General features: G+C 74.2%; 21 protein-coding genes. 9 read left to right on the top strand and 12 right to left on the bottom strand.

The features are described 5' to 3' along the window. Nucleotides 1-4: 4 nt before the first annotated feature. Nucleotides 5-865: an amidohydrolase family protein gene (locus AB0Q96_RS24045; protein ID WP_365328860.1), complete on the top strand. Its 861-nt coding sequence runs from the start codon at nucleotides 5-7 to the stop codon at nucleotides 863-865. Between the two features lie 72 nt (nucleotides 866-937). Here the strand turns inward: AB0Q96_RS24045 and AB0Q96_RS24040 are convergent, their stop codons facing one another. Continuing rightward, nucleotides 938-1,183, bottom strand: coding sequence for a hypothetical protein (locus AB0Q96_RS24040; RefSeq protein ID WP_365328858.1), 246 nt, complete (start codon nucleotides 1,181-1,183; stop codon nucleotides 938-940). Nucleotides 1,184-1,278: 95 nt separating this feature from the next. Next, complete coding sequence (locus tag AB0Q96_RS24035; RefSeq protein ID WP_365328696.1) at nucleotides 1,279-1,911, bottom strand: RNA polymerase sigma factor; 633 nt, start codon at nucleotides 1,909-1,911, stop codon at nucleotides 1,279-1,281. A gap of 356 nt (nucleotides 1,912-2,267) precedes the next feature. On the opposite strand from AB0Q96_RS24035, the gene AB0Q96_RS24030 reads away from it, so the two are divergent. Next, nucleotides 2,268-3,989, top strand: coding sequence for an FAD-dependent oxidoreductase (locus AB0Q96_RS24030; RefSeq protein ID WP_365328694.1), 1,722 nt, complete (start codon nucleotides 2,268-2,270; stop codon nucleotides 3,987-3,989). A 16-nt stretch (nucleotides 3,990-4,005) separates the two neighbouring features. Here the strand turns inward: AB0Q96_RS24030 and AB0Q96_RS24025 are convergent, their stop codons facing one another. After that, complete coding sequence (locus AB0Q96_RS24025) at nucleotides 4,006-4,785, bottom strand: NAD(P)H-dependent oxidoreductase (protein WP_365328692.1); 780 nt, start codon at nucleotides 4,783-4,785, stop codon at nucleotides 4,006-4,008. A gap of 137 nt (nucleotides 4,786-4,922) precedes the next feature. Between AB0Q96_RS24025 and AB0Q96_RS24020 the strand changes: the two genes are divergently transcribed. Beyond that, entirely contained in the window at nucleotides 4,923-5,786 is an 864-nt protein-coding gene (locus AB0Q96_RS24020; RefSeq protein ID WP_365328690.1) for a helix-turn-helix transcriptional regulator, read from the top strand. A 118-nt stretch (nucleotides 5,787-5,904) separates the two neighbouring features. Further along, nucleotides 5,905-6,582 carry a DUF998 domain-containing protein gene (locus AB0Q96_RS24015; protein ID WP_365328688.1) on the top strand — a complete coding sequence of 226 codons (678 nt, stop codon included), beginning with the start codon at nucleotides 5,905-5,907 and terminating at the stop codon, nucleotides 6,580-6,582. A gap of 9 nt (nucleotides 6,583-6,591) precedes the next feature. On the opposite strand, the gene lanL is transcribed toward AB0Q96_RS24015, so the two are convergent. From lanL to AB0Q96_RS24000, 3 genes are all read right to left on the bottom strand, one after another. Continuing rightward, entirely contained in the window at nucleotides 6,592-9,177 is a 2,586-nt protein-coding gene (gene lanL / locus AB0Q96_RS24010; protein WP_365328686.1) for a class IV lanthionine synthetase LanL, read from the bottom strand. Between the two features lie 2 nt (nucleotides 9,178-9,179). After that, a complete protein-coding gene (locus tag AB0Q96_RS24005; protein WP_365328684.1) occupies nucleotides 9,180-9,362 on the bottom strand; it encodes an SflA family class IV lanthipeptide in 183 nt (60 codons plus the stop codon). Between the two features lie 209 nt (nucleotides 9,363-9,571). Further along, entirely contained in the window at nucleotides 9,572-10,309 is a 738-nt protein-coding gene (locus AB0Q96_RS24000) for an SOS response-associated peptidase (RefSeq protein WP_365328682.1), read from the bottom strand. Between the two features lie 241 nt (nucleotides 10,310-10,550). Here AB0Q96_RS24000 and AB0Q96_RS23995 point away from each other — a divergent pair, with 241 nt between their 5' ends. Next, a complete protein-coding gene (locus AB0Q96_RS23995) occupies nucleotides 10,551-11,393 on the top strand; it encodes an isocitrate lyase/PEP mutase family protein (RefSeq protein WP_365328680.1) in 843 nt (280 codons plus the stop codon). A 59-nt stretch (nucleotides 11,394-11,452) separates the two neighbouring features. Here AB0Q96_RS23995 and abc-f read toward each other — a convergent pair whose 3' ends face one another. After that, the gene (abc-f, locus tag AB0Q96_RS23990) at nucleotides 11,453-13,129 is read right to left on the bottom strand and encodes a ribosomal protection-like ABC-F family protein (RefSeq protein WP_365328678.1); all 1,677 of its coding nucleotides are present in this window, start codon (nucleotides 13,127-13,129) and stop codon (nucleotides 11,453-11,455) included. Nucleotides 13,130-13,541: 412 nt separating this feature from the next. Here abc-f and AB0Q96_RS23985 point away from each other — a divergent pair, with 412 nt between their 5' ends. The 3 genes from AB0Q96_RS23985 to AB0Q96_RS23975 all read left to right on the top strand — a co-directional run bounded on the left by AB0Q96_RS23985 (nucleotide 13,542) and on the right by AB0Q96_RS23975 (nucleotide 16,598). Beyond that, nucleotides 13,542-14,528 carry a peptidoglycan-binding domain-containing protein gene (locus tag AB0Q96_RS23985; RefSeq protein WP_365328676.1) on the top strand — a complete coding sequence of 329 codons (987 nt, stop codon included), beginning with the start codon at nucleotides 13,542-13,544 and terminating at the stop codon, nucleotides 14,526-14,528. 129 nt (nucleotides 14,529-14,657) lie between these two features. Continuing rightward, a complete protein-coding gene (locus AB0Q96_RS23980) occupies nucleotides 14,658-16,061 on the top strand; it encodes a choice-of-anchor A family protein (RefSeq protein WP_365328674.1) in 1,404 nt (467 codons plus the stop codon). A gap of 57 nt (nucleotides 16,062-16,118) precedes the next feature. Further along, nucleotides 16,119-16,598, top strand: a complete 480-nt coding sequence (locus AB0Q96_RS23975; RefSeq protein ID WP_365328672.1) for a hypothetical protein — start codon at nucleotides 16,119-16,121, stop codon at nucleotides 16,596-16,598. A 128-nt stretch (nucleotides 16,599-16,726) separates the two neighbouring features. Here the strand turns inward: AB0Q96_RS23975 and bla are convergent, their stop codons facing one another. Together bla and AB0Q96_RS23965 are read right to left on the bottom strand one after the other, a co-directional pair. After that, the gene (gene bla, locus AB0Q96_RS23970) at nucleotides 16,727-17,683 is read right to left on the bottom strand and encodes a class A beta-lactamase (protein WP_365328670.1); all 957 of its coding nucleotides are present in this window, start codon (nucleotides 17,681-17,683) and stop codon (nucleotides 16,727-16,729) included. Between the two features lie 32 nt (nucleotides 17,684-17,715). Continuing rightward, nucleotides 17,716-18,867 carry a hypothetical protein gene (locus tag AB0Q96_RS23965; protein WP_365328669.1) on the bottom strand — a complete coding sequence of 384 codons (1,152 nt, stop codon included), beginning with the start codon at nucleotides 18,865-18,867 and terminating at the stop codon, nucleotides 17,716-17,718. A gap of 697 nt (nucleotides 18,868-19,564) precedes the next feature. On the opposite strand from AB0Q96_RS23965, the gene AB0Q96_RS23960 reads away from it, so the two are divergent. Next, the gene (locus tag AB0Q96_RS23960) at nucleotides 19,565-21,151 is read left to right on the top strand and encodes a hypothetical protein (RefSeq protein ID WP_365328667.1); all 1,587 of its coding nucleotides are present in this window, start codon (nucleotides 19,565-19,567) and stop codon (nucleotides 21,149-21,151) included. Between the two features lie 203 nt (nucleotides 21,152-21,354). Here AB0Q96_RS23960 and AB0Q96_RS23955 read toward each other — a convergent pair whose 3' ends face one another. Genes AB0Q96_RS23955 through AB0Q96_RS23945 form a run of 3 tightly spaced genes read right to left on the bottom strand, consistent with a single transcriptional unit; the run spans nucleotide 21,355 to nucleotide 24,528 of the window. Further along, nucleotides 21,355-22,995, bottom strand: coding sequence for a hypothetical protein (locus AB0Q96_RS23955; RefSeq protein WP_365328665.1), 1,641 nt, complete (start codon nucleotides 22,993-22,995; stop codon nucleotides 21,355-21,357). Further along, nucleotides 22,970-23,740: a hypothetical protein gene (locus AB0Q96_RS23950; RefSeq protein WP_365328664.1), complete on the bottom strand. Its 771-nt coding sequence runs from the start codon at nucleotides 23,738-23,740 to the stop codon at nucleotides 22,970-22,972. The genes AB0Q96_RS23955 and AB0Q96_RS23950 overlap by 26 nt, the downstream gene beginning before the upstream one ends. Continuing rightward, nucleotides 23,737-24,528: a hypothetical protein gene (locus AB0Q96_RS23945; protein ID WP_365328662.1), complete on the bottom strand. Its 792-nt coding sequence runs from the start codon at nucleotides 24,526-24,528 to the stop codon at nucleotides 23,737-23,739. The genes AB0Q96_RS23950 and AB0Q96_RS23945 overlap by 4 nt, the downstream gene beginning before the upstream one ends. Between the last annotated feature and the right edge of the window lie 134 nt (nucleotides 24,529-24,662).

Raw genomic sequence — 24,662 nt, 5'->3', positions numbered from 1 at the left:
CCCGATGAACCCCGCCGACCTGACCGCGATCGACTTCCACGTCCACGTGGAGCAGGACGCCCACGGCCACCTCGCACTCGACGCCGAGCTGATGGACGCCTCGGCCGCCTACTTCAAGGCGGGTCAGGACCGCACCCCGACCGTGGAGGCGATCGCCGCCCACTACCGGGAGCGCCGGATGGCCGCCGTGATCTTCACGGTGGACGCCACCACGGGCCTGGGCCACCCGGCCCTGTCCAGCGAGGAGATCGCGGAGGCGGCGGCCGCCCACCCGGACGTCCTCGTCCCGTTCGGCTCGGTCGACCCGCACCGCCCGGACGCCGTCGCCCGCGCCCGCGCGCTCGTCCGGGACCACGGGGTCCGCGGCTTCAAGTTCCACCCCAGCCTCCAGGCGTTCGCGCCGAACGCCCCCGAGCACTACCCCCTCTACGAGGCCCTCCAGGAACTCGGCGTCCCCGCCCTCTTCCACACCGGGCAGACCGGCATCGGCGCGGGCCTGCCCGGCGGCCGGGGCATCAAGCTGCGCTACTCCGACCCGATGCTCCTGGACGACGTCGCCGCCGACTTCCCCGGCCTGACGATCGTCCTGGCGCATCCGTCGGTGCCCTGGCAGGACGAGGCGATCTCCATCGCCACCCACAAGTCCAACGTGTACATCGACCTGTCGGGCTGGTCCCCGAAGTACTTCCCGCCGCAGCTCGTCAAGGCGGCCGGCTCCTTCCTCCGGCACAAGGTCCTCTTCGGCTCGGACTTCCCGGTCGTCACCCCCGACCGCTGGCTCGCCGACTTCGACGCCCTCGCCCTCAAGCCGGAGGCCCGCTCCCTGATCCTCAAGGAGAACGCCGTCCGCGTCCTGGGCCTGTGACCGGGGCACGGAACACACGAAGCGCACGGAGCGGGCGGGGTGCCCCTGTGCTCCGTGCGCTCCGCGCGTCCGTCACGAGCCGGCGGCTCCCTTCCCGGCCTCCGCCCGTGGCCGGGCGAGGGTGCAGACGCCGTCCGCGCACCGGCGTTCCAGACGCCCCCGGGAGATGGTCTGGGCGAGTCCGACGGCCCAGCAGGTCGGGCAGCCGCGGAAGGCGATCAGGGCCAGCGGGGCCGCGAGCAGAGCCACCGGTCCGACGGCCGGCACCGCGGCGATCGAGCCGATGATCAGCCCGAAGCCGACGGCGCCGCGCGCCAGGTGGCGGGGGACGGACGCACTGGCGAAGTCCGTCGGACGCGGCGGGGGCGCTGCGGGGACACCGGCCTCGGTGGTGTGCGGGGGAGGGGCGGTCTTCACGACGGGTCTCCTTCGGCTGGGGCTGGTCCGGTGGTCTCATCGGGGGCGGGCCGGGCGTCCCCGCCAGGCGTCTCCAGGGCGTCACGCAGTGCGGTACGGGCCCGGTGCAGCCGCGACTTCATCGCGGCGGTGCTCAGGCCGAGCGCGTCGGCGACCGTCCTGCCCGGCAGGCCCTGGACGTCGCGCATGACGAGGACCTGCCGCTGGTCGCGGGGGAGCGCGCTGACGGCGGCCGCGATCCGTTCGGCCTCCAGCCGGCGCAGCACCGCCTCCTCGGCCGACGGCTCCGCGTCCGTGCCCCCGTCCTCCTCGGTGCCGGGCTCGTCCGGCCGGCCGGCGCGCCGGGTCGCCGCCAGCAGCCGGACCTGCCGGAGGCATTCGTTGCGCACGATCCGGAACATCCACGAGGCGAGCGCCCCGGTCGCCCGCAGGGTGCCGATCTTCCGGTACAGGATGATCAGCGCCTCCTGCGCCGCGTCCTCGGCGTCCTGCGGGGAGGCGCACAGCGACAGGGCGAACCTGCGCACATGCGGCTGCGACCGCAGCACGACGGTGGTCAGCGACGGGACGTCGCCGTCCTGGGCGGCCCGGATCAGGCGTTCGTCGGGCCAGCTGAGGCGATGGTTCATGGGCGGGCTACTCGCAATCACAAGGCGTTCCGTGCGGTGGGCGCTGATCAGCCGCGGCTCTTGTAGCGCCGCAGCAGGTGCCAGCCGCACGCGCCCACGAGCAGGGCCGCGACCGCGACGAGACCGATGACCATCATGGGTGTTCCTCCTGGTTCCGCCGGCCCCTTCGGCCGGTGCACCCACAAGAGGCGGCGGGGGCGGAAAAGGATTCACCGGCTTGCGCGGGGTCCCACCGGCGGCGCGGAGGGGCCGTTCGGCCGCGTGGGCGAGGACCTTGGACTCTGCGCCGACCCACCCACCCCTCCATACCCTGGGGGGTATAAGGAACGGGTGTTGTCGAGCATGAGGAGGACGACGTGAAGGTCGTCATCGTTGGTGGGGTCGCGGGCGGTATGTCGACGGCGGCACGGTTGCGGCGGCTGGACGAGCGGGCCGAGATCGTGGTCCTGGAGAAGGGCCCGCACGTCTCGTACGCGAACTGCGGCCTCCCGTACCACCTCGGCGGCGTCATCGAGGACCGCGACGCGCTCCTCCTCCAGACCCCCGCGTCCCTGCACGCCCGCTTCGCCCTCGACGTACGGACCGGCCACGAGGTGCTCGCCGTGGACCCGGCCGCCCGGACCGTGACGGTACGGGACGGCGGCGGCACCTACGTCGAGGGCTACGACCACCTGGTCCTGAGCCCCGGTGCGTGCCCCGTCGTCCCGGACGTACCGGGGATCGAACGGGCGATGACCCTGCGGGACGTCACCGACACGGACCGGATCAACGCCGCCGTCGCGGCAACGGCCCCGGGCCCCCGCGACGGCGCGGACGCCGCGAGCTCCCCGGACGCCGCGAGCTCCCCGGACGCCGCGAGCTCCCCGGACGCCGCGAGCGCCCCGGGTGCCCGTACGGCCGTCGTCATCGGGGGCGGCTTCATCGGCGTCGAGGTCGCCGAGAACCTGCGCCTGCGTGGCCTGGACGTGGCCCTCGTCGAACTCGGCCGCCAGATCCTGCCGCCCCTCGACCCCGAGATGGCCGGACCGCTCGCCGCCGAGCTCACCGCCCACGGCGTCGACGTCCGCCTCGGCACCCAGGTCACCAAGGTGCTGCCGCACGACGTCGAACTCTCCGACGGCACCACCCTGCCCGCCGACCTCGTCGTCCTCGCCATCGGCGTCCGCCCCGACACCACCCTCGCCCGCGCCGCCGGCCTGACCATCGGAGCGCGCGGCGGCATCGCCGTCGACGCCCGCCAGCGCACCAGCGACCCCCGCGTCCACGCCGTCGGCGACGCCGCCGAGAAGCCCGACCACCTCACCGGCGACGCCACCCTCGTCCCGCTCGCCAACCTGGCCAACCGCCACGGCCGCCTCGTCGCCGACGCCCTCACCGGCCGCCCCGTCCGCAGCGCCCCCGCGATCGGCACCGCCGTCGCCAAGGTCTTCGGCCTGACGGCGGCCTCCACCGGCTGGAACGAGAAGCGCCTCGCCGCCGCCGGGCGCCCCCACCGGGCCCTCCACATCCACCCGGCCTCCCACGCCGGCTACTACCCCGGCGCCCGCCCGCTGGCCCTCAAGCTCCTCGTCGACCCCGGCACCCAGCGCATCCTCGGCGCCCAGGCCGTCGGCGCCGAAGGGGCCGACAAGCGCATCGACGTCCTGGCCACCGCCATCCGGGGCGGGCTGACCGCCCCCGAACTCGCCGACCTCGAACTCGCCTACGCGCCCCCGTACGGATCGGCCAAGGACCCCGTCAACATGCTCGGCCACGTCGCCGACAACCTGGCCACCGGCACCACCGACACCGTCCAGTGGCACCAGCTCGACGCGGCCCTGACCGAAGGGGCCGTCCTCGTCGACGTCCGCACCCCCGCCGAACACGAGGCCGGCGCCGTGCCCGGCGCCCGCAACATCCCCGTCGACGAACTCCGCGCCCGCGCGCACGAACTCCCCACGGACCGCCCGGTGATCGTCTACTGCCAGGTCGGCGTCCGCGGCCACACCGCCGCCCGCCTCCTGACCCAGCACGGCCACCGGGTCCGCAACCTCGACGGCGGATACCTCACCTGGCACGCCGCCCACGCCGCCCGGTGAGGTCCGGCGTCCGCGGTCAGCCGCGCACGTGCAGCCCGAAACCCGTACGGCCCGCGGGCTCCAGACCCTCCTTCAGGCGCAGCGAGGGAATCTCGTAGTCGCCGAAGTTCTGCCGGCGGAACGCGATCGGCTCGGTGGACTCCAGCGTGAGCAGGCGCTCCCGCCACGCCTCGGCGACCGCCGGGTACTCCTCGACGCCCAGCCGGTCGACGGCGTGCAGCACGAACGGCGGCAGCACCTCGATGCCCGGGTAGTAGAGGACACCGTGATGGATCGGGAACAGCAGGTCGTCGATGGGCCCGTTGATCCCACGGGCGGAGTAGTGCGAGTCGGGTCCGCCCACGGTCACCGACAGCAGGGCCCGCCTGCCCGCGAGCGTGCCCTCGCCGAAGCGCTCGCCGTACCGGGTGTCGCTGTGCTCGCCCACGCCGTACGCGAAGCGGTAGGTGAACACCCGGTCCACCCAGCCCTTGAGGATCGCGGGCATCGAGTACCACCACAGCGGGAACTGGAAGATGATCGTGTCGGCCCACAGCAGCTTCTCCTGCTCGGCGCGGACGTCCTCGGTGAGCGCCCCGGCCTCGAAGGCCCGGCCCGAGTCCAGGGCGACCCGCAGCGGACTGGAGGCGTGCGAGCCGTAGTCCTCGGCGTCCACGACCGCCTTCCACCTCATCGCGTACAGATCACTCACCCGCACCTCGTGCCCGGCGGCCTCCAGTGTGGACACCGCGAGGTCCTTCAGCGAGCCGTTGAGCGACTCGGGCTCCGGGTGGGCGTGGACGATCAGCGTCTTCACGGGAACTCCTTCGTATCGGATGCCCCGATCCTGGCCGCCGCGGCGCCCGCCGTTCAGGGGCTCCTCTTCCGTAGGACGGGACTTCCTGGTACTGGCAGGGCCACCCTCGACGCCGACGTCGAAGCCATACTGGGGAGATGGACGATCTGGCAGGCTTCCTCCGCACCCGTCGCTCCCGCGTTGCTCCGGCGTCCGTCGGCATCCCCACCGACAGCCGCCGCCGGGTCGAGGGGCTGCGCCGCGAAGAGGTCGCGCACCTGTCCGGAGTCAGCGTCGACTACTACGTGCGCCTCGAACAGGGCCGCGCGACCCAGCCGTCCGCGCAGGTCCTCGACGCGCTCGCCCGGGTCCTCGGCCTCGACGAGACCGAGCGCGGACACCTCGACCGGCTCGCCCGCCAGCCCCGCCGCCCCGCCAGGACACCGGGCGAGCGGATCCGGCCCGAACTGCTGCGCGTCCTCGACCTGGTCGCCGGCGCACCCGCGCTGATCATGAACCACCGCCTGGACGTCCTCGCCAGGAACCGCCTCGCCGGACTCCTCTTCGGCCGCGCGACGCCGGGCCTCAACATCGCCCGGAACCTCTTCCTGGAGGAGGCCGAACACGGCCTGTACGTGGAGTGGGAGGTCTGCACCCTCGACGTGGTCGGGCACCTGCGGCTGGCCGCCGGCACGTACCCCGACGACCCCCGGCTCGCCTCCCTCATCGGCGAACTGGCCATGGGCAGCGAACGCTTCCGCCGCCTCTGGGCCCGCGCCGACGTACGCGCCCGCACCCACGGACGCAAGGTGTACCGGCACCCGCTCGTCGGGCTCCTGGAACTCCACCAGGAGAACTTCGCCCTCCCGGACGAGTCCGGCACGGAACTCCTCGTGCTGTCCGCCGCCCCCGGCACCCCCGCCGAGGACGGACTGCGCCTGCTCGCGAGCCTGGGCACCGCCGACGGCGCCGCGCATCCCCAACAGGGCACGCGGGCGCCCGAGTCGGCCGACCCCAGGTAGGGCCCTCCCCACCCCGCTCCAGGGGGCCCGTCGGCGTGTCCGGGCCCACCGCCGGATGATCAGCTGTCCGTACGGGATCAACGCGATCATCGGGATCGACGGAGCGGAAGGTGGACAGATGCGAGTCCGGATCGGGTACGCGGCGTGGACGGTGGGCGTCGTGCAGTTCTTCGCAGCCCACGTGTGGACGGAGTCGGCCTGGGCGAGGCCGTACAGCTGGGCACGGAACAACATCAGCGACCTGGGAAACGCCCACTGCGCCCTGCAGGCGGAGCCCGAGCCGCGCTACGTCTGCTCCCCGGAACACGCCCTGATGAACGGCTCGTTCGTCACCCTGGGGGTCCTGCTCGTCGTCGGCACGCTGCTGACCGGTGGTGCCCTGTGGCGCGGGGGCCGGACCGCCGCCGTGGCCCGCCTGCTCCTCGCGGGCGCCGGGCTGGGATTCGTGCTGGTCGGGCTCGCTCCCGCGGACGTCGACGAGAACCTGCACGTCCTGGGCGCCCTCCTCATCATGGCGACCGGCAACCTCGGCCTGGTCCTGGCGGGAGCCGCCCTCGCGGACCGCACACCGGCCGCCCTGCGATGGGGCACCGGCCTGCTGGGAGTCGTGGCGATCACGGCCCTCGGGCTGTTCCTCTCCCACCACTACCTCGGACTCGGCATGGGCGGCATGGAACGGGTCGCCGCGTTCCCGGTCCTGCTCTGGGCGCTGGCCGCGGGCGTGCGCGGCCTCGTCCCCCGGGCGGTGCGCCCGCACGGGGCGACCCCGAGGGAGCGCCTCGGCCGCGCCGCTTGAGGGCGCGGGTCAGACGAGGAGGCCGAGCCGCGGGCCGCCCCCGGCGTGCAGCCGCCTGAAGAAGGCCAGCACGCCCGCGGAGCCACCGGCCCAGGTGGCGCTCGCCCGGGCGAGACCGGTGTCCGGGAACACGGGCCGCGACCACGTGCCGCCGCTGCGGCTCAGGACGAGCACGGCGACGGTCTCGGCCGCCTCCCGGAACTCCTCGGCCCCGGTCGCCTCCGCGACGTCCACCATCAGGTCGCCGACTCCGGCCAGTCCGCAGCACTGCGTGACCAACGGCATCCGCGGCGCCAGTGCGGCGCAGGCGCGCGCGGACCGCTGGGCCAGGTCGAGGTACCGGGGCTCGTCGAGCCGTTCGGCGGCCCGAAGGAGCACGCTCCCGATGCCGGCCAGGCCCCGGCACCACGAGCCGTACCGGCGGGTCGCCCCCGGCGCGGCGGCCGCCGCGATGAGGTCCGGGGTCACGCCGGCCAGGCGGGCGGCGGCCTTCTCGGCGCGGCCGATCGCGTCGGGATCCCCGGTCACGGCGCCGTATTCGAGCAGGAAGCAGACCACCCCCGCCTCACCGTGCGCGAGGCCCTCGCGGAGCGCGGCGCTGCCGGCCGTGTCCGGACCGGCCGGTGTGAGGCGGGCCGTTCCCGACGCCAGCATCCGCTCGCAGGCGGCGGCGACGGCGAGGTGCCGGTCCGCCGCGGGCCGGTCACCGGACCGGAGCGCGAGCCGGGCGAGCAGTAGCCGCCCGAGACCGATACCGGCGGCGCCCGCTATCAGGTCCGCCTCAGGGGGGCCGCCGTCCGGCGCGCGGTCCGGGAGACCGGGATCCCCGGCCCGCACCGGGGAGCCGGCGCCCACGCCCGCCCCCGCACCGGAGGACGACACCGCCCCCGTCCCCGCGTCCAACCCCGCCTCCGCGAGGAAGAGTTCGACGCCGGTACGCCCCGTGTAGAAGGCGGGCGACAGGCTCCTGGACTGGTCCGCCGTCCACCGCGCCAAGGCGGTGACGGCCGCCCGCACCGGGGGCCGGTCCGCGTGCCGGAGGAGTTCCAGTCCGAGCCCCGAGCCGCCGCCGTACACGTCGAGCGAGGTGGGGACGTTCAGCCGCGCGGCCCGTTCCGGGTCCACGATCGCCTGGGCTTCGCCGACGCAGTACGTGGTGGTGTGCTCGATGACCTCGGCCAGCAGGTCGCCGTCGATCCGCGGGCGCGCGGGCCGGTGCGCGGTGCCGTCGGCGCCGGTGCGCAGACGGTCGGCGGCGGCGGTCCGTACGGCCGGGTCGCCGTCGAGGAGACCGGTGATCGTCGCCCGGATCCGCCGGTGGGCGGGCCCGGGCAGCGCCCAGGCCAGGCAGGCCAGGGTCCGGTCCCGGTTGACCTCGTGGTCGGTGTCGACGATCACCGGGTCCATGCCGGTGGCGGCGAAGAACAGGGTCGCGCCGAGGGAGTAGTGGTCGTCGGCCGGCGTGGCCGGTCCGGCCGCGCGCAGCATCGGTTCGCTGTATCCGGGGGTCGCGCCTCCCGGACCGTCACCGTTCCACTCGCTGATGCCGAAGTCGATCAGGTGGCAGTGGCCGGCGCCCGCGTCGTCGAGCACGACGTTGTCGGGCTTGAGGTCGCGGACGACCACCTTCCGGCGGTGGATCGCGTCCAGGACCCGCAGGAGCCGGGCGGCGAGGACGGACAGGGCGCGCGCCGGCCGGGCGCCGTCGTCCCGAAAGGGGCCGTCGCGCAGCACCTCCCTGCGCAGGTCCCGGTCGCCGCAACTGCTCATCACCAGGTACTCGTCCGTCTGGTGGGCGAAGTAGTCCAGCGCGCGGGGCACCCCCGCGACGCCGTCGAGCGCGGTGAGGACCACGCGCTCGTTGCGGAGCCGGTGACGGCCGTCCGTACCGGCCTCGTCCTCCCCGACGAAGGCCCGCGCCTGCTTGACGACCACGGGGAGCCCGTGCGTGCGGTCGACGGCGCGGTAGACGTTGCCCCGGGCCGAACGGGCGATGCCGGCGGTGACCGTGTAGCGTCCGCCGCCGAAGCCGGACGCGGACGTCTCCGCGGCGCGTCCGTCGCCGACGGGGAAGGGATCCTCCGCCCACGGCGGGCACCGGTAGCGGCCGACGGCCAGGCCGTCGAAGATCCGGCCGTCCGGCCCGGTCATGACGGATTCGAGCCGCCCGCTCCGGCCGGTCCGGTACTCGCCCGTGAACGGGCCGTAGCGGTAGTAGACCGGAGCCCTCGGGTCGACCCGCCGGTCGCTGACGACCCGCGGACCTTCCCGGTCCCGCAGGACGGCGGCGAGTTCCCGGGCGACCTCGACCACGGTCCCGTCCATGGGGTACACGGTGATCGCCTTGCCGACGGCTCCGGCGCTCACCACCCCGGAGTTGAGCCGGCGCAGCGTCTCGGGGTCACGCGCGAACTTCGCGTGACAGACGTGCCGCTCCAGCACCGGCAGGACGAGCCGGACCACGGCGTCGAGGTCGCCGGGACGCGCCGAGACGTGCAGTTTCCAGCCGTGTTCCATCGCCGGCATCCGCGGATCGGTCAGATACGTCCACGTGTCATCGGCCCCACCGATGCGGCCGGCGATGGAAACGGCCACCGTTACGAGTTCAGATCACAGGCGAAGCGGGTGGTGGCGGTCACCCAGGGGTCGGCGAGACACGCCGAGTACTCGCGGTCGCTGCGGTCGTCGTCCTCGAACGCGAGCGTCTCGTCGTCGATCTCCAACGGACCCGCGTCGCGGAATCCGTCGACTTCCAGAACGTCCGGCACGGCTACGGGCATGTGACGCCTCCATATGTCTGTCGTGCGCTGAGGAACAGGAACATGGCCGGCACGGGCCGGTGGACCCGGTGGGCCAAGGACTCGCTGGACCAAGGTAGGGAGGGGCGTACGTGCTGACAAGAGGGCATCGTCACTGCCCTTGGGTGGGGCCGCCGAGGGCAGCGCCGCCCCGCGCCGTGGCCGGTGGGTCGCCCCCGCGCGCCGGCCGGTCAGGGGGCCGCGTGGACCAGGTGGGGGCCGTTGTTGCGGACGTTGTTGACGGCGGGGGAGACCGCCAGGGCGGTGAGCCGGCCGTCGCCGGGCTGGGTGAGCAGGGCGCGGAGACCGGCCGTGTCGGTGTGGTGGGGATCGAGCCACGCGTCGTAGTGGTCGGGGGAGAGGGCGAGCGGCATACGGGGGTGCACGCGGCCCGCCGCGTCGGTGGCCTCGGTGGTGATGATCGTGCAGGTCGTCAGCCAGGCGGCCGGGTCGTCGCCGTCGGCGACCTCGGGGTCGCGCCAGAACTCGTACAGACCCGCCATCGCCAGCACCTCGCCGTCGGCGGGCCGGATGAAGTACGGCTGCTTGCGAACCTTGCCGGTCGTCTCGTCCGTGACGGGGTCCCATTCGTAGAAGCCGTCGGCCGGGAGCAGACAGCGCCGCTTGGCGAAGGCGCGCCGGTAGGCGGGCTTCTCGTGCACGGTCTCCACCCGCGCGTTGATCATCCGCGCCCCGGCCTTCGGGTCCTTCGCCCACGACGGCACCAGGCCCCACTTCAGCGCCCGCAGCTCCCGCCGGACCTCCCCGCCGTCCTCCTCGCGCGCGGCGCGTTCGAGGACCGCGTAGACGGGGTCGGTGGGGGCGACGTTCCAACTGGGCGCGAGCGTCTCCTCGGGGCGCCACTCGGTGACGTCGAAGAGCCGGGTCAGGTCCTGAGGACCACGGGAGGAGGCGTAACGACCGCACATGGCGGCAACTCTGCCACGCCGGACCGCCCCGCCGCTCGATGTGTGCCGTGAGGCGCTTCCGGGTAGCAGGGTGAGGGCCGGCGAGGGCCGGCGAGGGCGAGGGCTGAGCAGGACTGGACAGGTCCGAGCAGGGCCGGACAGGGCCGGACCGGGCCGGACCGGGTCGAGTCGGGCCCGGTCGGGGAGATCCGCCCGCGAGCCGGGCGTCGGGGAGGTCGCGTTGTCGTCCGCAGGCACATCCTTGAAGGGCCTCCTGGCAGCCGGGGAGATCGTCCTGGCGCCGGGAGCCGCCGACGCGGTCACCGCGCGGCTAGTGCAGGCGGCGGGTTTCCCCGCGGTGTACATGACGGGGTTCGGGGCGACGGCCAGTCGGCTCGGCATGCCGGACGTCGGTCTGCTCAGCCAGACCGAGATGACCGAGCACGCCCGGAACATGACGCGGGCGGTGTCGATCCCGGTCGTCGCGGACGCCGACACCGGCTACGGCGGACCGAGCAACATCGACCGCACCGTGCGCGAGTACCTGCAGGCCGGGGTGGCGGCGATCCACCTGGAGGACCAGGCCATGCCCAAGCGCTGCGGGCAGACCAGCGGGGTGCGCCTGGTGGACGCGGAGAGCGGCGTCAAACGCCTCCGATGCGCGGTGGAAGCGCGCGGGTCGGCCGACCTGCTCATCATCGGCCGCACCGACGCGCTGCCCGTGGCGGGCGTCGAGGAGGCGGTCCGGCGGGCCCGGCTGTACCGGGACGCGGGCGCCGACCTGGTCTTCGTCGACGGGATCAAGAGGATCAAGGACCTGGAGGCGGTGGCCGCCGCGGTCGAGGGCCCGAAAGTGGTGTCCCTCGTCGACGGCAACGAGACGGCCGGCCTGACCGCCGCCGATCTTCAGGAACTGGGCTTCTCGCTGGCCTTCTACGCGCTGACCGCCCTGTTCGCCGCCACCCGCGCCGTCGCCGACGCCCTGGCCCACCTCAGGGCGGCCGGCACCCCCGAGGGCGGGCCGCCGCGCCACAGCTACGAGGAGTTCTCCCGGATCGTCGGCACCGGTGTGCACCAGGACCTGGACGACCGATTCGGCGACTGATCCGGGCGAGGCCGGCGCACGATTCTGGGCAGCGCCCCCCCGCGCACGGCATCGTGAGCTCAGCGCCGCCGACCGCCGCGCAACTCCAGCGACTCCCCTCCGAACCCCGCGCGGAAGTGCCGGTCGTGCGAGACCACGACGACGGCCCCCGGGTACGCGGTGAGCGCGGCCTGGAGTTCCTCGGCCAGGTCGAGGGTGATGTGGTTGGTCGGTTCGTCGAGGATCAGGAGCTCGGCCGGCCGGGTCACGAGCCGGGCGAGCTGGAGCCTCCGCCGCTGCCCCGCGGACAGGGTGTCGACCGGTACGTGGAGGTCCTCCGCGCGGAACAGGCCCAGGGCCAGGAGCTGTTCGGCGTACTCGTCCGGCGGCCCCGGCCGTCCGGCGGCGAACGCGTCGAGCAGCGGGAGGTGCGGGGCGCGGCGGGGCAGCTCCTGCGCGAGGTAGCCGATCCGGGCCGCGCGCCGTACCGTACCCGCGTCCGGCTCCAGGTCACCGGCCAGGACGCGCAGGAGCGTCGTCTTGCCCGCGCCGTTCTTTCCGGTGACCAGCAACCGCTGCCCGGGCGCGACCGCGAGCGTCCCGTCCAGGCGCAGCCGCCCGCCGACCCGTACGCCGTCGAGCTCGGCGAGCGGCCCCGGCGCGGCCTCGTCCGCCGCCGTGAGCGTGGCCGTGAAGCGCAGCGGCGGCGGCGGTTCCGCGACCGGTTCACGACGCAGGTGGGCCAGCCGCTCGCGGGCGGCGCGCACCTGCCCGCCCAGCTTCGCCTCGCTGGAGCGGCGGTGCTTGCCGAACCCCTGCTTGGGGTCCCGGCCGGTGGTGGCGAGCCGCCGCCCCGCGCTGTCGAGCAGTTCCTCCACGCGGGCGACCTCCTCGGCCCACTCCACGTGCCGCTGCTCGGCGCGGCGCCGGGCGGCGGCCTTGGCGGCCCGATATCCGGCCCAGCCGTCGCCGTACCGGTACACCGTGCGGGTGTCCCGGTCGACCTCGAGGATCGTGGTGGCGACGCGTTCGAGGAAGGCGCGGTCGTGGGTGACCGCGACGACGGTGCCGCGATGGGCGCGCAGGTGCTCCTCCAGCCAGCGGACGGCCGCCGCGTCGAGGTGGTTCGTCGGCTCGTCGAGGAGCAGCAGTTCGGGGGCGGCGGCCAGGACGCAGGCGAGCGCGAGCCGCGACTGCTCACCACCGGACAGCGAGCCGAGCACCCGATCGCGGGCGATCCCCGCGAGCCCGAGCCCGTGCAGGGCGGCGTCGACACGGACGTCGGCCTCGTACCCGCCGCGCTCCTCGTAGGCGATCAACAGCTCGCCGTACGCGTCGAGTTGCTCCTCATCCGCCTCGCCGAGCCGCTGCTCCGCCGCACGCAGCCGGCGCTCCATGGCGCGCAGGTCGCAGAGCGCGAGATCGACGAGGTCCCGCACGGTCCGGTCGGGGGCGAGGGGGAGCGTCTGCGGCAGGTGGCCGGTGCCGCCGGGAAACCGGACGGTGACCTCCCCGCCGTCGGGCGTCTCGGTCGCGGCGAGCAACCGCAGCAGGGTCGACTTGCCGGATCCGTTCTCGCCGACGACGGCGGCCTTCTCGCCCGGCCGGACGGAGAAGGAGACCTGATCGAGCACGGTCCGGATGCCGTACGACTTGCTGACGTCCCTGACGGACAGCTGTGCCACGGCGGCGGGACCGGAGGCGGAGACGGTGGTCGGGGCGGTGGTGGGGTCGGTGGGGTGGGCGCGATCGCGCATAGGGCTTCCTGGCGTACGAAGGGTCGACGGGCAGCACGAACGGCTGGGGCAGCCGTGCCCGGACTCAGACGAAGAAGAAGGCCATGCCCCCACCATAACAAGACGAGCCGTCTCGCCTCGACGGATTTATGGACAGGGCGCCGGGGAGGGTCGGTGTCATGGCACCGGCTGTTCAACTGTTCTTAAGCCAGGGGCAACTTGCGTGCTGATGATCCACTTCGCAAGGCGAGTACGTGACGTGTGTCACTTATTAAGGGTTGTTTAAGAACCAACGTCGTGAGTGCCCGGATTTGCGGGTTCATGTGCACAGTTGACGCTTACTTTGAACGCCGGTCAGAGTCTCCTCGGCATCCCGCGTACCTCCGCGTTCTCGCCACATCGACCACAGCTTCGCCACTTCTGGAGCACATGCATGCGCAACAGGACTGCCCTGACCCCAGCAGTCACGTCCAGCGCCCCTGAGCCGCAGTCACATCCCGGGCGGGACGGCCTCGTCTTCGGGATGGTCGCGGGGCCCGGTGCCGACGGTCCGGGTGCCCGGGATCAGGACGTCGAGCTCTTCGACACGACGCCGACGCTGCCGCGCGCCCCCAGGGAAGGCCGGTCCCGTGGACGCCATGTGGCGGAGAAGTCGCGGCACGGGCGCAACGCGTCGCGGACGCGGAAGCCGGTCAGGAAGCAGGTGGAGAAGCAGGCGACGAAGCAGGCGACGAAGCAGGAGCGCGAGCAAGGGGCCGGGCTGGCGCTCCCGCTGCTCATCGCGGGCGCCCTCGCCGCGGGGATCGGGCTGACGGTGGGGTTCACCTCCGGGCTGGAACAGCAGACTCCGGACGACCGGTCGCTCATGATGCCCGATCTCCTGCCGCCCAGCTCACCCGCGGCATCCGAACCACCGGTGGTCACCCATGTGTCCACCCCACCGAGGGCGCCGGCCACCCGGGCCGCCGCCACCGCCACTGGACCCGGCCCGACGCCGTCGCACGCGTCCGCCACACCCCGCACTCCGGCGCGTACGACCGCGCCGCCGCCCCCGGTCACCCCCCCCACGTCCTCGCCGAACCGCCCCTCGCCCCCGCCCCAGCGGCCGGACGGGGACGTTCTGAGGCGCGGCAGTACCGGGCCAGAGGTCAAGGAGCTCCAGCGCTGTCTCGGGCGGCTCCACCTCTACCTCGGATCCGTCGACGGGTCGTTCGGCGCGTACCTGGAGGCGGCACTGATCCGCTTCCAGGCCTCCCGCAGCATCACGGAGGAACTGGGCGTCTACGGCCCGGTGACGCGCGCGGCCCTGCGGTCCGAGGCCGACCGCGAGGCCGGATCGGACCGGGACCCCTGGGGCGGCTGGGACGACGTGGACCGGGGCGGCTGGGGCGGCGTGGGCCGCGACGGCTGGGGCGACTGACCCCTGTACGGCGGCCCCTTCCCGTCAGCGCTTCCTTTCGACCCGATCCTCATCTTCGCCCCCATCCCCATTCCCATCCTCGATTCTCCTTCTCATTTCTCACCCTCCCCTCAAGAGAACGGCACAGCCATGTCCCAGACAGTCACCCCCGGAATGCGCGCGGGAACGCGAAGCGCCGTGGCGCTCGCCTTCGTCCTCGGCCTTTCGGTCCCTTGCGTTGCCCAGGCCGCGCCGCTCGCCCCCGCGGCCGGCCAGCTCCCCGCGTGCCCGGCCGCCGGCAAGGAGCCGGGAATCGGCCACGAGCCCCGGTTCACCGATGCCAACGTCGCCCTCTTCGCGGGCGGCGACTACACCGCGGACGGCGGGACGGCCGAGGCCGAGGGCCTGCTGGTCGTCAACGGGAACGCCACCTTCGCCAAGACGTCCGGCGGCGTCTTCAACGTCGGCCGGGTGGGCGCCGGATCCGGCATCCTGCCCCCGTCGGGCTCGGTCATGCTCGCGGTCGGCGGCGACCTGAAGATCGCCTCGGGGACGACGGTCGACGTCGGCCACGGCCTGACGGCGGGCCCCCGCTACGGCGGCTCCGTCCAGGTGGGCGGTGCCATCGACGGGAAGGGCGACCTGGTCACGAACGGAGGCTCCCGCGCCTCCGGCATGGGCGCGAGTGCGGCACTGAGCCCCTACGCGTCGTTCGGCGACACGGTCCGCCGCGAGTCGGCCTCGCTCGCCAAGCTCAAGCCCACCGGGACGACCACCGTGTCGGGCGACACGGTCACCTTCAAGGGAGGCGCCGGAGCGGGCAGCGGCCCGCAGGTCTTCGAGATCACGGCGGCGGAGCTCGACGGCACGTCGACGTTCCTGTTCACGTCGATCCCCGCCGGGGACGCGGTCGTCGTCAACGTGACCGGCGGCCGGCCGGTGGGCATCTCGCCCATGTCCGTCGGCTTCAACGGGGACCGCGCGGACACCTACGACTCCGCGCACTTCGGCGAAGCGGCGTCGCGGATCCTCTACAACTTCGAGGACTCCACCTCGATCCGCCTCGGTGGCGGAGGCAACTTCATGGGCTCCATCCTCGCGCCCAAGGCGACCGCGGACCTGACCGCCAGCACCAACGGCCGCGTGTACGTCGGCGGGGCCATCCGCACCCACGGCTCGGGCAACGAGAGCCACAACTACCCGTGGACCGGCTCGTCGACGTTCGACTGCAAGCCCACGCCGCCGGCCCCGGAAACCCCGGGAACGCCCCCGACCGCCCCGCCGGCCACCTCCCGGCCGACCCCCACGCCGAGCCGGCCCGGCGAGGAGACCACGAGCCCCACGCAGCCGGGCACCTCCACCCCGACGCCGGGCACTCCCGACCAGCCGACCCCCTCGTCGTCCACGACCCCGCCCGCCGGCGGCGGCAAGGGCGGCGGCTCGCTCGCGACGACCGGTGGCCAGGTCGCGCCCTACCTCGTCGGGGCCGCGGCGCTGGGCGCGGCCGGCGCGGCCGTCCTGCTGGTCACGAAGCGTCGCCGCACGCGGATCTGACGCGGCGGGAGAGAAGGGCACTGGTGCGTGCGTGGCGGTTCGGTCAAGCTGCCACGCATGGACTGGACGCCCTTGCTCTCCACGTTGACCGGTGCCGTGATCGGCATCGCCGCCACACTGATCGCCGACCGGAACCGGTGGCGGCGGGAGGAGGCCAGGCACGGTCTGGAAGTGCGGCGCGCGGTGTACACCGAGTACGTCTCCGCCCTCAAAGCCGCCGGTGAGGAGATACGCGCCGTCGCCCTCGGCGACCACAGGTCGGAGGCGGTGCGCGACGCGGCGGTACGGGAGGCCGTGCGCGGCACGGGCATCTACACGGCGAGCGAGCGCCTCTGGCTCGTGGGCCCGCCGCAGGTCGTCGCGGCGGGCAACGAGGCGTTCCACTGCCTGCGCGCGATCCGCGACGCCTACGCCCGTGGCGCGGCCGTCGGCTCGGCCGACGACGCGCCCCTGATCGAGCGGCGGCGCAAGGCCATGGCGCAGATGCGTCGGCTCATGCGCGAGGATCTGGGCATCGGGCCCCTCGGGTTCGAGTGACGGGGCCGGCCACCGGGCCCCGACGGACCGGCCGGGCACCCGTCCCCCGGCCGGGCACCCGTCCCCCGGCCGGGTGCCCGACGTGCGCGGCCCGGCCCTCCGCCCGCCCCGCCCCGGGCCGGGCGCTGTCAGGACAGTGCCTCCACGGCGACGGAAGCGGCTTCCGCGATCAGCTTGTTGTCGTAGGCGGCGTCCTTCGTACCCCGATTCGACATGATCGCCATGACGATGGGCGCGGCGTCGGGCGGCCACACCACGGCGATGTCGTTGCGGACGCCGTAGTCACCGCCTCCGCCCGTCTTGTCGCCGACCACCCAGCCCTTCGGCACTCCGGCCCTGATGAGCTCGTCGCCGGTGGTGTTGGTCCGCAGCCATGTCGTGAGCTGCGCGCGCCCGTCCGCGCCGAGCGCGTCCCCGAGGACGTAGGCCCGCAGCGCGCCCGCGAAGGCGCGGGGCGTGGTGGTGTCCCGCGTGGCGCCCGGGGCCCATCGGTTGAGCTCCGGTTCGCGGCGCTCCACGAGGGTCGTGGTGTCGCCGACCTCCCTCAGGGCGGCTTGCAGGCCCTTCGGCCCGCCGAGCGCGTCGAAGAGGAGATTCGCCGCGGTGTTGTCGCTGTAGCGGACGGCGGCGTCGCAGAGCGCGCGGAGCGTCATCCCGGTACCGACGTGCCGCTCGGTCACCGGGGAGTGGTCCACCAGGTCCTCCTTCGCGTACCTGACCACCTTCTCCATGCCGCCCGGTGAGTACTTGCGTAGGACGGCGGCGGCGGCCGGCGCCTTGAACGTCGAGGCGTAGGCGAAGCGTTCGGTGGCGTTGTGCACGACCTCTCGCCCGCTGCCGGTGTCGATCGCGTAGACCCCGAGCCGTGCGCCGTAGACACGCTCAAGCCTCTTGAACCCGCCCGCGTACGGCGTCGTGGACGGCGTACTCCGCGAAGCCGGGGTGTCGGACCGGCCGTCCGGCCGGCCGTCGTCCGGTGCGCCGGCCTGGGGCGCGGAGGTGCCGCAGGCCGCGAGAGGGAGTACGGCCAGCGCGGCGACGCCTCCGAGCACGAGACGCCGCGCAGCCGCGCGGGGCTTCCGCATGGCCGGTCCTCCCTCCCCCCGGCCTTCGTCCGTCATCTGTTCGGGCCCCGGAAAAGGCCGAACGATTTCGTGAAGGTCTTCAGCGGCGAGGTCTCCGGTTTCGCCGCCGCCGGTGCGGAGGGCCGGGCGCCGCCGTCGCTCCCGGTCGCGTCGGCGAGCGCCGCCAACGCGGACTCGGCGGCCTCCCGGTACAGGTCGCAGGACGAGGTCATGGCCTCCAGCGCCTTGGCGTACCGGGTGACCATGGCTCGCGCGTGGACCAGCTCCTCGTCCGGCGTGAGCAGGTGCCAGCCCTGACGCAGGCGGGTCAGGGCCTGCTCGGCCTCGGCCGGCATCGGCTGCGGGAGTGCGGCGAACTCCTTGATCTTGTCGAGGAGTTCGGTCGGCTCCGTGCCGTCCAGGAAGACGTTCCGTACCGTGAAGCGCTGCGCGTCGTGGTCGGGTGCCTGCCCTGCCGCGGGCAGTACGACGGCCCCACCGCGCGGTATCCCCACACCCAGCTCGCGCTTGAGCACGAAGTCGGCGGACAGCGCCTGCTCCGGGGTGGCCCGGTGCTCCACCACCCGGTGCCGCAGGCTCGGGGGCAGGAACGCCGTGATCGGTCGCCGCCCCAAGGTGTCCGGCGTCATCGCCTCGTGCACCAGGACATGGACGAACCAGCTCTGCCGGGTGCAGTCCCGCAGCAGGCGACGCACCTCGTCGTCGTCCTTCGGCAGGTGGTTCGTCGCCCGCAGGCGCACGCCCGGCGCCTTGTCGTGATCCCAGGGGACCTGATCACTGTCGGGCCAGAACACGGTCGCGGGCGAAAGCCAGCCCGGCTCCCACGCCCGCTCCGCCTCGGCGGCGAGGACCCAGGTGACACCCTCGCCCTCCGCGCGCCGGGACTCGGGGTCGTACGTGGTCAGTTGCGCACGCACCGTGACGCCCTCGGCCGCCTGCCAGCGGGCCTCGAAGAGGCGGCGGGCCAGCGGTCCGGGGTCGGCGGACTCGTCCCGGGGATACAGGTCGGTGGATCGGGCCGCTTCGACGGGGTCGAGGTCCAGGAAGTCGTCGATCACCCGGGCCGCCTTGAGCGCGATCAGGTTGCGCCGGACGTCCCGCTCGGGCTCGGGCCCGAGGTGACGCCCACGCCCGAGCCAGGCGGTGTCGGGGACGGTGGTCGAAGAAGTGCTGTTCTTGGCCATGGAACCGTTCAGTCGGTGATGCGGGCCCGACCAGTATGGTCCGTGGCCCCGGCGAAGGGAGCGGTACCCCGCCCATGCCGTCTCGATTCCTACGCCACAGCAAGCTGCAACAAGCCACGTCACGCCGGGTCACGTCAGGTCGCGCGGCGTCACGCTCGCGCGGCCACGCGGTCCCGGGCGGGACCCGGTCACAGGTCCGAGGTGACGTTGCCCCCACCGGGTCGTTCCCCCTTGTATGCAGTCCCCTCAGGCGAACGCCCCACTCGACCGCACGCCCTCGATACCCTCCCCGTCCTCCCCGCGACCGCCTTCCCGCGAAGCGGCCGAGGCCGCCCTGGTGGAGCACTACCCCGCCCTCGTCCGGCTGGCGCACCTCATCCTGCCGCCGCACCTCGGCCGCCACCGCAGGGTGCTCGCCGCCCACGCCCTGGTGCAACGCGGCCTCGGCCGGTCCGGCGCCGGCGCGTACCCCGGAGCGGGCGGGCCACGGAGCACGGCAAGGGACACGGCCGGGGACACAGCGCGGGACACGGAAGGGTCCACAGCAGGGTCCAAGGCAGCGCCCACAGCAGGGATCCCTCGATCCCGCACCGGCGAGGAACCCGCGCGTTCCGCCCACGACTGGCTCCGCGCCCGTGTCGTCCGCGATGCCCTCCGGCCGCCGGTCCGTGTGACGTACGGGGCGACCCTGCCCAAGATGCTCGGCCTGCGGGTCTTTCCCCGGGCCGGCGGAACGGACGAACTCGCGCTCGACCGCGCGCTCGCCGCGGCGGAGCCCGCGACCCGCGCGGCCCTCGCCCTCACGGCCCTGGAGGGCCTTGCCCCCGCCGCTGTGTCCTCCCTGCTCCGTGGGGCGGGCGTGGCCGCGCCGGAGCGGGCCGTGGGCGAGGCCGAGCGGCTGCGCGCGGCCTGCGCTCCCGACCTGGCCGAACTGCTGAGACGCCCGGAATTCGATCCCTGCACGGTCCATCTGCGGCCGACCGATCTGCTGCGCCGGGGCAGGCGCGTCCGATGGGCCACTCTCGCCGCCGCAGTGGTGCTTCTCGCCGGCACCGGCGCCGCGGTCCTGGGCGGGTCACCCGCGTCCCCGGCGCGCCCCGCCGGCTCGGCGGTCCGCGAAGGGACGGCTCCGGTACGCACGGTCCGCGTCCCGCCCGACCGGTGGGCCGACACGTCGCGGGTCGACTTCACGGCCTGGCCCGCCCGAGGCGACCGGACCGGCGACCAGGCCCTCCTGGGGCGGGCGTTGACGGAGGGGACGGGAGGCGCGGCCCTCGTGGCCGGCTCCGAGCCTCCCTCGCTGCTCTACGCGGGCACCGTGGACGGGACGGCCGTCGTCCTGCTGCACACCGGCCGGACGCTCCTCCGCTACACCGAGCCCGGAGCCGGGAACGGCCGCCCGTCCCTGGCGAAGACCCCGGCCGACGCAGGCGACGTGACCACGGCGGCGGCCGTCGTACTCGCCCGGGCGGGGAACCGGACGGGGAACCGGACCCGCTATCTCCTCGCCCCCTGGGTCGCGGAGGCGGGGACGCGGGACCTCCGTACTCCAGGTTCCGCCGCGCGGGCCCTGCGCGTGGCGGCGGACGGCGTCACCGAGCCCGTGACGTCGCCCGAGCCGCGCACCGCCCCCGCCGCCTGCGGCGAGGTGCCCGTCCTCCAGCTCCGTTCCTCCCGACGGATCGTCGAGGACCACGCCTTCCTCCTCGCCGACCTGGGCGGCCTCGTCGCCGCCCATCTGACCTGGACGCCCCTGCCGGTAGCCGGCGAACCGGCGCGTCGGCCGCGCGAGGCCACGGGACCTCTCGGACTCGCCGCCTGGGCGCACTCGGCGTGTTCCCTGACCCGCCTCCGGGACGGTGGCGTCCGCTCGGTGAACCGCTGGGAGTTCGCCGCGCAGCCTCTCCCGGAGAACGCGGGACGTGCCCTCTGGATCTGCTCACGGGCCGACACCTGGGACGGGCGGGGCACGGCGGACGTCACGCTGGAGGTGCCCGGACGCTCCCTCCCCGTCACGACCGTGCGCGACACCGCCGCCTGTGGGCGGTTCGGGCAGGACGTCCTCGCGGGCTCGTACTGGACCGGGCCCGCCGGGTCGCGCTACGTGCTGGCGGCGGCCAGTCGCCGGGTCGTGGGCGTCACCGCCGGAGGCGCCGCGAGCGTCGCCGCGCAGGGGCGGCTGCTCGCCGCGCGCGTCACCGGGACAGCACCGCTCCGGCTCGTGGGACGGCTGCCGGACGGCTCCTCGCTGACCGGATGGAGCGGATGGAACGGAGGGACCTGAGGGACCTGAGGGACCTGAGGGATCTGAGGGACCTGAGGGATCTGAGGGGCTGGCGGGACTGGCAGGACTGGAAGGGCTGGAAGGACTGGGTCGGCGGTACGACGTGAGCGCCGCCGCCCTTGTACGGCGCCGGCGCTCACGGCCGGGCGGTCCCGCCGCCCGGCCGTGCGGAGAGGGCCCGGGTCCCTCCGGGCCCGGACACGTCAGCCGTCCGCGCGTTCCCGTACCGCCGAGAACGGAACCAAGGGCCACGTGTTCGACAGCTTCATCGCCGCCTCCGTGACCGCCGGGTCGGACGAGCCCTCGGCCACTCCCATGAGGTAGGCGTGGGCCACCGATTCGTAGAGGCTCGTCGTCGCCCGCTGCCGCTGCCGGCTCGCGTCGGCCCGCAGTTCGGCACCTTCGTGCACCGAAGCCGCTGTCGCCCGGGCGTGCTGGGCGCGGACGGTGGCGGCGTCTCGTTCCATCTGGAGGCGGCGGGACTCCTCCAGATGGGAGCGGTACGTGTCGAGGGCGGGGTGTTCCCGCAGCAGGCCGGTCAGGAGGCCGATGCCGCCGGACAGGACGAGGAGCGCGACGAACATCCAGGTCACGGTGGTCTGTTCGAGATGGAGACTGCCCAACAGGCTGGTGGGGCGGGACGATTCGAGATCGGTGACGCCGGGGAGATTCGAACCGGTGGGGCTGCTGCGGAACACCAGCTTGGTCCGCAGGTGCGCCAGGGCCCAGGTGGAGAAGGCCCACGTGCCGAGCAGCGCGAGGGCGGGCAGGTTCGTCCACTTCGACGCGCCGGTGCCCGAGCTGCCGCGCAGGGCCCGGCCCACCAGGTGCGGGACGACGACCATGACGAGCGCCGCCGACACGGCGAGGGTGCCGGTCAGGGTGTCGGCGCCCTTGCTGCCGACGCCGTGGAAGGGCTGGAACGCCATCCAGTAGATCGGCACCTCCACCGCGGCGACGACGACGAGCAGGGCGGCGACGATCCAGTCGGGCAGACCCGGGCGGCTCTGCAGACCTGGCCACCGTTCGATGTCCGTCCAGGTGGTGGACACGGCCGCGGTCAGGTCCGGCGGCGCGAGCGGGTCCGATCCGGGCGGACGTCCGGTGTCGCCGTCCGAGGGCGGCGGGGCGGCGGGCCCACCGTTCTCGTCCAGGTTCTGGTAGTCCTCCTCGTCGCCCTCGGACGGGCCCTCCGACACCGCCTCGGACCGTCCCGTGGGTCGGGGCTCCGGCGCACCGGAGCGCCCGTCCGCCGCCGCGCCCCCGCCCGTGTCGGCGTCGTCGGCCGCCTCGTCGAAACGGTCCTGGAGCCGGCGGGTCTCGACCAGCTCCCGTACGCGGTCCCGGTACCGCTCCCAGCGCACGGACCGGGCGGCGAGCCGGTCGAGCTGGTCGCGGTTGGTCCGCAGCCACTCCGCGTTCTCGGCGCGCTGCCGGTCCAGCCGGGCGATGTCGTGGTCCGCGTTCTCGGCGGCCCCCTGCGCCAGTGCGCGCCGACTGCCCAGCCGGTGCTCCTCGCGCGCGTGCTCTTCGGCAATCCGGGCGTGCAGGAGGTCGCGTACGGAGGCCAGTTCCGCGAAGTAGGGGACCCGGTCCCCGCTGCCGAGGATCCACGGGTTCAGGTGGCGGCGCCTTGCGGCCTTGCGGCCCCGGCGGTTGGCGCGGCGGCGGAGGCGTGCCTCGTGCCGGGTCTCCGTGGCGGGCGCGACCCTGCGCTGCACGGTGAGGTCCTCCGCCGGGCGGATCCGGCCGCCCCTGCGGCCGGAACCGCGCGGGAAGGGAACGCCGAACCGGGCCCTGCGCGGCGTCCGTCCGGGGTCAGCGCCGGTAGTCGTCGTGGACACGTGCCTTGCCCCTCTTCGTCAGGATCTCCGTCCAGAACGCGTCGAACGGCTCGAACTCGCTGGGCTTGGCCTTGCGGTTCATGCCGTAGCCGACCGGGAAGACGTCCATGCCGGTGAGCGGCGGGACACCCCGGGAGGCCATCAGCTTGTCCACGGACTTCGCGCGGGCCTCCGGGGTGGCTATCGACTTCGCGGTGAGGCCGAACTCCGGGTCGTACTGCTCGAAGTCGCTGACCACCAGCAGGGCCTTGCGGCCGTCGCCCGAGCCCAGGGTCTCCGCAGCGCGCGCGATGCCGCCGAGGACGTCGGAGCCGCCGTTGGTGCTGCTCGCGCAGACGAGCATGGTGTGGGCGGCGCGCACGGCCTGGACCCTGGCCTCGTGGCGGATGGCCTCGACGTCGTCCGTGTTCTCCGTGGCCGGGTCGAGGTTCACGTCGTTGGCGTGGCACGGGGACGCCTTGGACGAGGACGTGATGGGCGCGTACGCGAGCGAGCGGCAGCGCTGTTGCTTCATGAAGGGCACGATCGTCGCGTTGAGCTTGGCCTTCGCGTCGAAGCCGTTGGCCGCCGATCCGGAGCCCGACCCGTCCAGGACGACGGCGCACGCGGCGTCCAAGGTGTCGGCCTGCGGGCTGGAGCAGCCGGTCGCGGCGATCAGGAGGGCCGCCAGGGGCAGGATTGCCGCCAGCGGCCGGGCCGGGCGCCGGGCGCGCGGCGGGCGCGGGTGCGCAGGGTGGGACGTCATCGGGTTCCCCTCCTGGGGGCGTCGGTGGTTTCGTGGTGGGGCTGGACGTCGAGGATCCGGAGCGCCCGCGCGACGGCGTGGGTGCGGTCCGGGTCGACGGCGGCCGGGGCGGGGACCGGCCCGGAGTACAGCCAGGCATCGAGGTCCTCCCAGGTCTCGTCGAGCGTGACCTGCCCGGGCAGCCACCGCTCGGGGCGCACCGCGAAGGCCGGATGGGCGGGGAGGCCGGCCTCGGGGACCGGCCCCCGAGGCCGCGCCCCGCTCGCCTCCTCGGCCCGCATCTGGTGGACCGTCAGCCAGACCGCGTCCCAGTAGCAGGCGAGCCGCTGGTTGGCCTCGTGGGTGAGCGCGACGGCCCGGGCGCGGCACAGTTCGGCGTCCGCCCGCCAGGCCCCGATCCACTCCCCGTACCGCGCGAGGGCGGCCGGCAGGGGCGCGCCCCGCTTGTCGTACTGGGTCACCACGCGCACCGATTCGGCGTGGAGGCGGGCGATCGTCCTCCTCCGGTCCTTGAGCAGGCGGGAGCGCAGCTGGCCCACGGCGCGCAGCGTGTCCGTGCGGGTCTCCATCACGAAGGGGGTCACGAGCTCCGGGAGTTCAGGGAGTTCAGGGAGTTCAGGGAAGTCCCGGTGGCCAGGGGCGGCGGCGCCGGGCTCCGGCGGGTACGCGGGCAGCAGCGGGCGCAGTCCGGGGGCGTCACGGCGGCCCCGCCGGCGGGCCCGCAGCGCGGTCACCCCTCCGAGCCGGGCCCGGCGGGCCGGTCCTCTGATCTGGTCCGTGGTGATCATGACGACGGATTCCCCCTTCTCCGCTGCCCTCGTTCCGGATGGAGGGCTACGCGAAGGAAAGCAGAAAGGGGCCTTTCGTTCGAGACGCATTCCGGGTTCCCACCGGCCCGTCCCGAATCCGTCCGGGTGCCGCC

It is taken from the genome of Streptomyces sp. NPDC093111, from assembly GCF_040683955.1.
Classification (GTDB): Bacteria; Actinomycetota; Actinomycetes; order Streptomycetales; family Streptomycetaceae; genus Streptomyces.
This window is presented reverse-complemented; position numbering and strand designations above follow the sequence as displayed.

Bases quoted from the DNA above. Each gene is read 5' to 3' on its own strand.
- abc-f (WP_365328678.1), bottom strand. From the start codon at position 13,129: ATGCGCGATCGCGCCCACCCCACCGACCCCACCACCGCCCCGACCACC.
- AB0Q96_RS23965 (WP_365328669.1), bottom strand. From the start codon at position 18,867: ATGGCCAAGAACAGCACTTCTTCGACCACCGTCCCCGACACCGCCTGG.
- AB0Q96_RS24035 (WP_365328696.1), bottom strand. From the start codon at position 1,911: ATGAACCATCGCCTCAGCTGGCCCGACGAACGCCTGATCCGGGCCGCC.
- bla (WP_365328670.1), bottom strand. From the start codon at position 17,683: ATGCGGAAGCCCCGCGCGGCTGCGCGGCGTCTCGTGCTCGGAGGCGTC.
- AB0Q96_RS23960 (WP_365328667.1), top strand. From the start codon at position 19,565: ATGCTCGGCCTGCGGGTCTTTCCCCGGGCCGGCGGAACGGACGAACTC.
- AB0Q96_RS24000 (WP_365328682.1), bottom strand. From the start codon at position 10,309: ATGTGCGGTCGTTACGCCTCCTCCCGTGGTCCTCAGGACCTGACCCGG.
- AB0Q96_RS23985 (WP_365328676.1), top strand. From the start codon at position 13,542: ATGCGCAACAGGACTGCCCTGACCCCAGCAGTCACGTCCAGCGCCCCT.
- AB0Q96_RS24005 (WP_365328684.1), bottom strand. From the start codon at position 9,362: ATGCCCGTAGCCGTGCCGGACGTTCTGGAAGTCGACGGATTCCGCGAC.
- AB0Q96_RS24020 (WP_365328690.1), top strand. From the start codon at position 4,923: ATGGACGATCTGGCAGGCTTCCTCCGCACCCGTCGCTCCCGCGTTGCT.
- AB0Q96_RS24015 (WP_365328688.1), top strand. From the start codon at position 5,905: ATGCGAGTCCGGATCGGGTACGCGGCGTGGACGGTGGGCGTCGTGCAG.
- AB0Q96_RS24045 (WP_365328860.1), top strand. From the start codon at position 5: ATGAACCCCGCCGACCTGACCGCGATCGACTTCCACGTCCACGTGGAG.
- AB0Q96_RS23945 (WP_365328662.1), bottom strand. From the start codon at position 24,528: ATGATCACCACGGACCAGATCAGAGGACCGGCCCGCCGGGCCCGGCTC.
- AB0Q96_RS23975 (WP_365328672.1), top strand. From the start codon at position 16,119: ATGGACTGGACGCCCTTGCTCTCCACGTTGACCGGTGCCGTGATCGGC.
- AB0Q96_RS23980 (WP_365328674.1), top strand. From the start codon at position 14,658: ATGTCCCAGACAGTCACCCCCGGAATGCGCGCGGGAACGCGAAGCGCC.
- AB0Q96_RS23950 (WP_365328664.1), bottom strand. From the start codon at position 23,740: ATGACGTCCCACCCTGCGCACCCGCGCCCGCCGCGCGCCCGGCGCCCG.